Consider the following 7,989-nt stretch of genomic DNA (forward strand, 5'->3'; position numbering starts at 1 on the left):
CGGGCGGAGCTCGAGGCCCTGCAGGCCCGGTTTGAGGCCGAGGTGGCCCGGCTCAAGGCCGAGATCGGGGAGCGCTTCCAGGAGCTTGAGCGCAAGGCCCTTCCTGCCCCCGGGGAGGCGGCCAAGCCTTCCCCCAAGGACCGTCCGGTCTACGTGATCTCGGTGGCGGCGGAGCTGGTGGAGATGCACCCGCAGACCCTGAGGCTTTACGAGCGGAAGGGTTTGATCAAGCCGAAGCGGTCTTCTGGGAAGACGCGGCTTTACTCGGAGCGGGACATCGAGAAGCTCCGGGAGATCCGCCGCCTGACGCAGGAGCTTGGGGTGAACCTGGCGGGGGTGGAGGAGATCATGCGGCTTCGGGCGGAGCTCGAGGCCCTGCAGGCCCGGTTTGAGGCCGAGGTGGCCCGGCTCAGGCTCCTCCTCCTGGAGGAGGGCAAGGGCCTCTTCCAAGGGAGTAGTATGGGCGCGTGAACGCCTTGGCGCCCCTTTTGGAGTTCCTTTCCATCCCTTCGGTCTCCACCGACCCCGCCCGCAAGGAGGACGTCCGCCGGGCGGCCCTTTGGCTTCAGGAGAGGCTTAAGGCCCTGGGGTTCCGGGCCGAGCTCCACGAAACCCCCCTCCACCCCATCCTCTACGCCGAACGCCTTGTGGACGAGAAGGCTCCCACCGTGCTCGTCTACGGCCACTACGACGTCCAGCCCCCGGACCCCCTGGAGCTCTGGGAGACCCCGCCCTTCTCCCCGGTGGTAAAGGAGGGCCGGGTCTACGCCCGGGGGGCCTCGGACGACAAGGGCCAGCTCTTCGCCCACGTCCTCGCGGCGGAAGGGGCCCCGGTCAACCTGAAGTTCCTGGTGGAAGGGGAGGAGGAGATCGGAAGCCCCCACCTTTCCCCCTTCGTGCAGGCCCACCAAAAGAAGCTTCGGGCGGACGTGGTGGTGGTCTCCGACGGGGCCATGTTCGCCCCCTACACCCCGACCCTCACCTACGGCCTTAGGGGGCTTTGCTACCTCGAGGTGCGCCTTAGAGGGGCGAGGCGGGACCTCCACTCGGGGGCCTTCGGGGGCGTGGCCCCGAACCCCATCCAGGCCCTGGGGTGGCTCCTCGCCCGGCTGAAGGACGAGCGGACGGGGAGGATCCTGATCCCGGGCTTCTACGAGAGGGTCCGCCCCCTTTCCGAGGAGGAAAAGGCCCTCTGGCCCTCCCTGGACGAGGAGGCCCTGAAGCGGGAGCTCGGGGTGGAGGTCCTCCCGGGGGAGGAGGGCTACTCGGTCCTGGAAAGGCTTTGGGCCCGGCCCACCCTGGACCCGAACGGCGTCTGGGGCGGCTACCAGGGAGAGGGCTCCAAGACGGTGATCCCCGCCGAGGCGGGGATGAAGCTCTCCATGCGCCTGGTGCCGGACCAGGACCCGGAGGAGGTGGCGGACCAGGTCGAAGCCTACCTGAAGGCGGTCTGCCCCCCCGGCTACGCCCTGGAGGTCCTTAGGCTCCACGGGGGCAGGCCCGTCCTCACCGACCCCTTCAGCCCCCCCATGCGCCTCATGGCCCGGGCTTTGGAGGAGGTCTGGGGGCGGCCCCCCGTCTACACCCGGGAGGGCGGGACGATCCCCGTGGTGGCCGAGCTCAAGGAGACCCTGGGGGCGCCCATCGTCCTTTTGGGCCTCGGCCTCCCCGACGACAACCTCCACGCCCCCAACGAGAAGCTGGACCTGGTGAACCTGGAGAAGGGCGTGGCGGTTATCCGGCGTTTCCACGAGCTCCTGGTGGAGGGGGGGCTTTAAGTACCCCAAAAGAGCTTTCCCAAAGCCCAAGCTCCGGCATCCCGTGTTGCAAAGCCAAGGTGCGGGCGCTTAGCATGGGGCCATGCACCGCCTCCTCTTGGCCCTGGAACCTGAGGCCGCCCACGGCCTCGCCCTGGGCCTCCTCGCCTGGTGGTCGGAGCGGGGGCCCCTTTTGCGGGTTCCCGCGGCGCTCCTTCGGGTGGAGGACCCCCGCCTCCGGGTGGAGGCCTTTGGGGTGGCCTTCCCCAACCCCCTGGGCCTCGCCGCGGGGATGGACAAGGATGCCCGGGCCCTAGGGGCCTGGTGGGCCCTGGGCTTCGGCTTCGCCGAGGTGGGGACCCTCACCCCGAGGCCCCAGGAGGGAAACCCCAGGCCGAGGCTTTTCCGCCTCCCCGAGGACCGGGCCCTCATCAACCGCATGGGCTTCAACAACCGGGGGGCCTTGGAGGCGGCGGAGAGGCTAAAGCGCTTCCGCCAGAGGGGGCTTCCCCTGCCCGTGGGGGTCAACCTGGGGAAGAACCGGGACACGCCCCTGGAGCGGGCGGCGGAGGACTACCTCGAGGCCCTCCGCATCCTAGAGCCCTTCGGGGACTACTTCGTCTTGAACGTCAGCTCTCCCAACACCCCAGGCCTTCGCGCGCTCCAGGAGGGGCCCTTTCTGGACGAGCTCCTCGCCCGCCTCCGCCCGGCCACCCCAAAGCCCCTCCTCCTCAAGGTGGCCCCGGACCTCTCCTGGCCCGCCTTGGACCAGGTGGTGGACCTGGCGCGGAAGCACCGCCTCCAGGGCCTGGTGGCGGTGAACACCACCCTCGCCCGGGAGGGCCTGAAAAGCCCCTGGGCCCAGGAGGCCGGGGGGCTTTCGGGAAGGCCCTTGAAGAAGAGGGCCCTGGAGGTTCTCCGCCACCTGGCGGAGGGCGCGGAGGGGCTTGCCCTGGTGAGCGTGGGGGGTGTGGAGACCCCTTGGGACCTCTGGGAGAGGCTCAAGGCCGGGGCGAGCCTGGTCCAGGTCTACACGGGCTTCGTCTACGGGGGGCCCCTCTTTCCCAGGAGGCTCCTCCTGGGGCTCCTCCGCCTCATGGAGGCGGAGGGCGTTTCCTCCTTGAGGGAGCTTCGCCGCCCTTAAGCCCGGGGGAGGGGAGTTTAAACGGTGAGGAGACAGCCCGCCTTAAGCTCCAGCTCCACAGGGGAAACGTGGCGGAAAGCCCCGTCCCGGCGCAGGTGGAGGACGAGAAGGGTGTAGGGGTCAAAGACCACCACGTCCTTCACCCCCTGGGAGAGGTAGAAGCGGGGGCCGATTTCCAGGTCCTTGGCCTCGTAGCCCCGGCTCACCACCTCCACCACCGCCTCGGGGAGAAGGGTGATGGCCTCGTCCAGCTCCTCGGGCTCCCGGCAGAAGACGGCGATGTCGGGCCTTTTCTAGGAGCCATCGGGGAAGCGCACGTAGACGCTGGCCACGTGGACGCAAGCGCAGGGGGCGCCCCCCTTAGGCCGGAGGCTTTGCCGGATCCGGTCCACCGCCTTCTGGTGCCGGTAGGTGGGCTGGGCCTCCCAGAGGGGAAGCCCCCCCACCCACTCCAGCCTGAGGCCGATGGCGTCCGCCTCCAAAAGCTTCTTGAGCACGCCCCTATTCTAGCGCTTCGTGGACGATCCGGCCCGCCACCAGGGTGAGGACGGGCCAGCCCCCGAGGACCCACCCCGCCCAAGGGGAGTAGCGGGCCTTGGAGGCGAAGGCGCTGGGGTCCACGGGGCGCTCCTTGGGGGAGAGGAGAACCAGGCTCGCCTCGGCCCCTTCCTCCAGGTGAAGGGGGGGGAGGCCCAGGACCCGCCTGGGGCCATCGGTGAAAAGCTCCACGAGCCTTGGGAGGGGAAAGCCCCGCTTGAGGTGGAGCTCGGTGTAGAGGAGGGGGAAGGCCACCTCGAGGCTCGGGATGCCGAAGGGGGCCCGGAGGAGGTCCATCTCCTTTTCCGCCAGGGTGTGGGGGGCGTGGTCGGTGGCGACGGCGTCTAGGGTTCCATCTAGGAGCCCTTCTAGGAGGGCTTCCCGGTCCTCCTCCCCCCTGAGGGGCGGGGCCACCTTGAAGAGGGGGTCAAAGCCCCTCAGGGCCTCCTCGGTGAGGGTGAGGTGGTGGGGGGTGGCCTCGGCGGTCACGGGAAGGCCCGCCTTCTTCGCCTCCCGGATGAGCTCCAGGCCCCGCCGGGTGGAGAGGTGCTGGACGTGGAGCCTGGGGGTGGCCTGGCTTCGCCTTCTGGCGTAGCGCAGGACCTCGAGGTCCCGGGCGATCCTTGTGGCCTCGGCCTCCGGGGGGTTTCCGGGAAGGCCCAGGAGGTCCGCCAGGGCCCCGTCGTTCATCACCCCCCCTCGCCTGAGGCTCGCGTCCTCGGCGTGCACCGCCACGGGAAGGCCTAAGGCCGCGGCCTGGAGGAGCCCCGCCGCCAGGACCCCGGCGTCTTCATTGGTGTGGCCGTCGTCGGTGAGGAGGAGGGCCCCCGCCTCCTTTAAAAGCCCCGCCGGGGCGAGGTGCTTCCCCTCCTGCCCCAGGGTGAGGGCGGCCGCGGGGTGGAGCCTCGCGAGGCCCAGGGCCCTGGCCTTCTCCTTCAGGGCCCGCACCGCCTCCGGGGTGTCCACGGGGGGCTTGGTGTTGGGCATGGCGACGAGGTCGGTGTACCCGCCCCGCGCCGCGGCCAGAAGCCCCGAGAAAAGGTCCTCCTTCACCTCCTCTCCCGGCTCCCTAAGGTGGGCGTGGAGGTCCAAAAACCCCGGGGCGAGGAAGCACCCCTTGCCGTCCACCACCTCTTCGGCCTCCCCCCCTTCCAGGGAGAGGATCCTTCCCTCGCCGATGAGGACGTCCAGGGGGCCCCGTTCCCCCATAGCGTCCACGAGCCGCACGTTTCGGATCAGGATCATGCTTCCTCCAGTTCGGGCACCGGGTAGGTGGGCACCAGGGCCTTGGCTACCCGGTATTGCCTGCGGTCCAGGGTCAAGAACACCCCCGCAACCTGGCGAAAAAGGGCCATGGCCGCCGCCAGGTGGACGGCGTCCGCTCCCCGCAGGGGATGCTCGCGGGCAAGGAGGCTTGCCGCCTGCATCAGGGCCAGGCCGCTTTCCACGAGGTAGAGGCTCGGCAGAAGCTCTTCTAAAGACCGCACCGCCTTCCGAAAGCCCCTCGGGCTCAGGTGGCCCCCGTCCCGGCGCCCCCTTAGGGCGGCCACGGCTTCCGGGAGGAAGAGGTCGCAGGCCGCCAGGGGGGCCTCCCGGAGGAGGCCCCGAACCCAGGCGAAGGGCTCGCCAGGGTGGTCCACCACGAGGTAGAGGAGAGCGCTGGTGTCGGCGAAGAAGACCTTAGCGCCGTTCCTGGGTGAGGAGTTCATGGAGAGGGGGCGTTTCTCCCTTGAGGAGCACCGGCTTAGGGCGCCTCCTGCGGGCCTTTTGCGGGGGGCGGACCCGCACCCGCTGGAGAAGCTCCGCCAGGGCTTCTTCGGCCTTCACCATGGCCTCATGGTACCGCACGTCACCTCCCTTTTCCCACCAAAAGGTGGTAGAGCACCGCCATGCGCACCGCCACCCCGTTTTGCACCTGGCGGTTCACCAGGCTTCTTTCCGAGTCGGCCAAGGCCCCCGCGAGCTCCACGTCCCGGTTCATGGGGCCGGGGTGGAGGAGGGGGGCCTGGGGCTTGGCCAGGGCGAGCCTCCTCTCGGTCACCTGGTAGCGGGCGATGTAGTCCTCCAGGTGGACAAGCCCCGCCTCCATGCGCTCTTTCTGGAGCCTGAGCACCATGACGGCGTCCGCCTCCTCCAGGGCCTCCTCCAGATGGGGGGTAAGGTGGACCCCTGGAAGGCTTTTGGGCAGGAGGCTTGGGGGGCCCGCCAGGAAGACCCGGGCCCCGAGGAGGGGAAGGAGCTCGGCGTTTGAGCGGGCCACCCGGGAGTGGAGGATGTCCCCCACGATGGCGACCTTCTTCCCCTCTAGGGTCCCCAGGGCCTCGAGGAGGGTGTAGGCGTCCAGGAGGGCCTGGGTGGGGTGGGCGCGGCGGCCGTCCCCGCCGTTGATCACCGCCCCCTTGACCCAGCGGGTGGCCTGGTGGGGCACCCCGGCGGCATCGGCCCGGATCACGTAGGCGTCCACCCCCATGGCCTCGAGGGTGAGGAGGGTGTCCTTGTAGCTTTCCCCCTTCTGCAGGCTGCTGGTGGCCGCGGCGAAGGAGACCACGTCCGCCGACATGCGCCTTGCGGCGAGCTCAAAGGAGATCCGCGTCCTCGTGGAGGGCTCAAAGAAGACCGTGGCCACGGTGAAGCCCTGGAGGGCGGGGACCTTCTTGATGGGCCGCTCCAGGACCTCCCGCATCACCCGGGCTGTGTCCAGGAGGCCCTCCACCTCGGCCCTGTTCCAGCCCTGGAAGTCCAGGAGGTGCCTCATGCCCCCTCCCTTTCCCAAAGCTCCACCCGGTCCTCCCCGTCCACCTCCACCACCTTCACCTTCACCACCTCGTTCCGGGAGGTGGGGACGTTCTTCCCCACGAAGTCCGCCCGGATGGGAAGCTCCCTATGCCCCCGGTCCACCAGGACCGCGAGATAAATGCGCCTGGGCCTTCCCAGGTCTATGAGGGCGTCCAGGGCGGCCCGGGCGGTGCGGCCCGTGTAGAGGACGTCGTCCACCAGGACGATGGCCTTTCCCGTGAGGTCAAAGGGGATCCGGGTCTCCCGCACCTCGGGCCTAAAGCCGATCTCCGTGAGGTCGTCCCGGTAGAGGGTGATGTCCAAGACCCCCACGGGCACCTCCTTCCCCTCAAACTCCCCGATGAAGCGGGCGATGCGCCCGGCGAGGGGGATGCCCCGGGTGTGGATCCCCACCAGGGCCAGGCCCTCCGTCCCCTTGTTGGCCTCCACCACCTCGTGGGCGATGCGGTAGAGGGCCCGCCGCATCTCCTCGGCGTTCATGAGCTCCGCCTTATAGCGCACGCCCCACCCCCAAAAAAGGGCGGAGGCCGAAGCCTCCGCCGCCGTGCCTGGCCTTGGTCCTCTCCCTTGTTTCTCGCATCGTTCCCCCTTTCCGGCCTCGCGGGACCGGTTTAAAGGCCACCCCCACCTTACACCCCCTGCCCCTTCCGGGCAAGGGGAACCCCGCCCGAGGACGATGACCGCGTTCCAGGTGGCGCTAAAGGCTTTTATGGACGGGCGTACCGCCACCCCGTCCAGACGAGCACGGCGGCGAAGACGAGCCTCAGGGCGCCTTCCGGGAGGACGTGGGCCAGCTCCCCTCCGAGGAAGGTGCCCGCCAGGACCCCGGGCACGAGGCCTAGCGCGAGGTCCCGGTCCACGTTCCCCAGGCGCAGGTGGGTGTAGGCCCCCACCAGGCTCGCCGGGACCATGGCGAGGAGGCTTGTCCCCTGGGCGGTGTGCTGGGGCATCCCCAGGAGGAGGACCATGGCCGGGACCATGATCGTCCCGCCGCCCACCCCCATCATCCCCGAGAGGAAGCCGGTGAAGGCCCCGGCGAGGAGGAGGGCGAGGTCCTCTAGGAACTCGCCCCGCACCAGGCCCACGGGAGCGAGGTAGGGCCTGAGGAGGAGGAGCAAGCTCACGGCGATGAGGAACCCGCCGAAGGCCCGCTTGAGGTTCTTCTCGGAGAGGCCGTGGGCGTAGCGCGCGCCGAAACGGGCGGTGAAGATGGCGGTGAGGGCCAGGAAAAGCGCGGCCTTCGGGTTCAAGGAGCCTTGCAGGCCGTAGGTCAAGGCCCCCACAAGCCCCGTGAAGAAGACGGCCACCAGGCTCGTGCCGTGGGCCCGGTGCTGGGAAAGCTTGAGAAGCCCCACCATCAAGGGGATCATCACCGTGCCGCCGCCCAGGCCCACGAGGCCCCCGAAGACCCCGCCGAGGAAGCCGATGAGAAGGCCCATGGGGCTCATACTATCGGTAGACCCGCAAGCGCCCTTCCGGCAAGCCTACATAGCCGGACTCCTCGCCCCAGGCCCCAAGTCCCTCCGCAAGGTGTTAGTACCCCACCGCGGCAAAAGCCGCAGTGGGGGCCCTCAAAAAGCTTTCCCACAGCCAAAGCTTGGGCATCCCCCTCGCCCCTCACCACGCAAGCCGCCCCCTCGTGGACCTGGTGCGGGTGTGACGGGCCCGGGGGGAGGCGTGGGAGGGATGGGTCCTGGTGAGCACCGGGTGCTCAAGGTCGCTAGCCCATGCCTATAACTTCTGGTGGTATAGGAG

The 7,989-nt window shown here is 69.4% G+C and carries 9 protein-coding genes and 1 pseudogene; 3 read left to right on the top strand and 7 right to left on the bottom strand.

Features of this window, described 5'->3' with window-relative positions; translation table 11 throughout:
• From ABJK26_RS09070 to ABJK26_RS09080, 3 genes are all read left to right on the top strand, one after another.
• Positions 1–471: helix-turn-helix transcriptional regulator (locus ABJK26_RS09070; RefSeq protein WP_347241962.1), on the top strand; the 471-nt coding region annotated here is incomplete at its 5' end.
• Positions 468–1,778, top strand: a complete 1,311-nt coding sequence (locus tag ABJK26_RS09075) for a dipeptidase (protein ID WP_347241963.1) — start codon at positions 468–470, stop codon at positions 1,776–1,778. The genes ABJK26_RS09070 and ABJK26_RS09075, both read left to right, overlap by 4 nt.
• Positions 1,779–1,860: 82 nt before the next feature.
• A complete protein-coding gene (locus ABJK26_RS09080; RefSeq protein WP_347241964.1) occupies positions 1,861–2,901 on the top strand; it encodes a quinone-dependent dihydroorotate dehydrogenase in 1,041 nt (346 codons plus the stop codon).
• A gap of 17 nt (positions 2,902–2,918) precedes the next feature.
• Here the strand turns inward: ABJK26_RS09080 and ABJK26_RS09085 are convergent.
• The 7 genes and pseudogenes from ABJK26_RS09085 to ABJK26_RS09115 form a co-directional block, all read right to left on the bottom strand.
• Positions 2,919–3,398 (bottom strand): annotated as a pseudogene (locus ABJK26_RS09085) (Uma2 family endonuclease).
• Positions 3,399–3,402: 4 nt separating this feature from the next.
• Positions 3,403–4,683, bottom strand: coding sequence for a dihydroorotase (locus ABJK26_RS09090; RefSeq protein ID WP_347241965.1), 1,281 nt, complete (start codon positions 4,681–4,683; stop codon positions 3,403–3,405).
• On the bottom strand, positions 4,680–5,147 hold the full coding sequence (locus ABJK26_RS09095; RefSeq protein ID WP_347241966.1) for a type II toxin-antitoxin system VapC family toxin: 468 nt from the start codon (positions 5,145–5,147) through the stop codon (positions 4,680–4,682). The genes ABJK26_RS09090 and ABJK26_RS09095 overlap by 4 nt, the downstream gene beginning before the upstream one ends.
• Positions 5,119–5,268 (bottom strand): hypothetical protein, encoded by a 150-nt coding sequence (locus ABJK26_RS09100; protein WP_347241967.1) that lies wholly within the window; start codon positions 5,266–5,268, stop codon positions 5,119–5,121. The genes ABJK26_RS09095 and ABJK26_RS09100 overlap by 29 nt, the downstream gene beginning before the upstream one ends.
• A 19-nt stretch (positions 5,269–5,287) precedes the next feature.
• Complete coding sequence (locus ABJK26_RS09105) at positions 5,288–6,193, bottom strand: aspartate carbamoyltransferase catalytic subunit (RefSeq protein WP_347241968.1); 906 nt, start codon at positions 6,191–6,193, stop codon at positions 5,288–5,290.
• On the bottom strand, positions 6,190–6,735 hold the full coding sequence (pyrR, locus tag ABJK26_RS09110) for a bifunctional pyr operon transcriptional regulator/uracil phosphoribosyltransferase PyrR (protein WP_347241969.1): 546 nt from the start codon (positions 6,733–6,735) through the stop codon (positions 6,190–6,192). The genes ABJK26_RS09105 and pyrR overlap by 4 nt, the downstream gene beginning before the upstream one ends.
• Before the next feature lie 206 nt (positions 6,736–6,941).
• Positions 6,942–7,673 carry a sulfite exporter TauE/SafE family protein gene (locus ABJK26_RS09115; RefSeq protein ID WP_347241970.1) on the bottom strand — a complete coding sequence of 244 codons (732 nt, stop codon included), beginning with the start codon at positions 7,671–7,673 and terminating at the stop codon, positions 6,942–6,944.
• Positions 7,674–7,989: the final 316 nt, after the last annotated feature.

Origin of the sequence: Thermus sp. (assembly GCF_039793865.1) — a bacterium.
Taxonomy (GTDB): Bacteria; Deinococcota; Deinococci; order Deinococcales; family Thermaceae; genus Thermus.

Bases quoted from the DNA above. Each gene is read 5' to 3' on its own strand.
- ABJK26_RS09080 (WP_347241964.1), top strand. From the start codon at position 1,861: ATGCACCGCCTCCTCTTGGCCCTGGAACCTGAGGCCGCCCACGGCCTC.
- ABJK26_RS09090 (WP_347241965.1), bottom strand. From the start codon at position 4,683: ATGATCCTGATCCGAAACGTGCGGCTCGTGGACGCTATGGGGGAACGG.
- ABJK26_RS09095 (WP_347241966.1), bottom strand. From the start codon at position 5,147: ATGAACTCCTCACCCAGGAACGGCGCTAAGGTCTTCTTCGCCGACACC.
- ABJK26_RS09100 (WP_347241967.1), bottom strand. From the start codon at position 5,268: ATGGTGAAGGCCGAAGAAGCCCTGGCGGAGCTTCTCCAGCGGGTGCGG.
- ABJK26_RS09105 (WP_347241968.1), bottom strand. From the start codon at position 6,193: ATGAGGCACCTCCTGGACTTCCAGGGCTGGAACAGGGCCGAGGTGGAG.
- ABJK26_RS09115 (WP_347241970.1), bottom strand. From the start codon at position 7,673: ATGGGCCTTCTCATCGGCTTCCTCGGCGGGGTCTTCGGGGGCCTCGTG.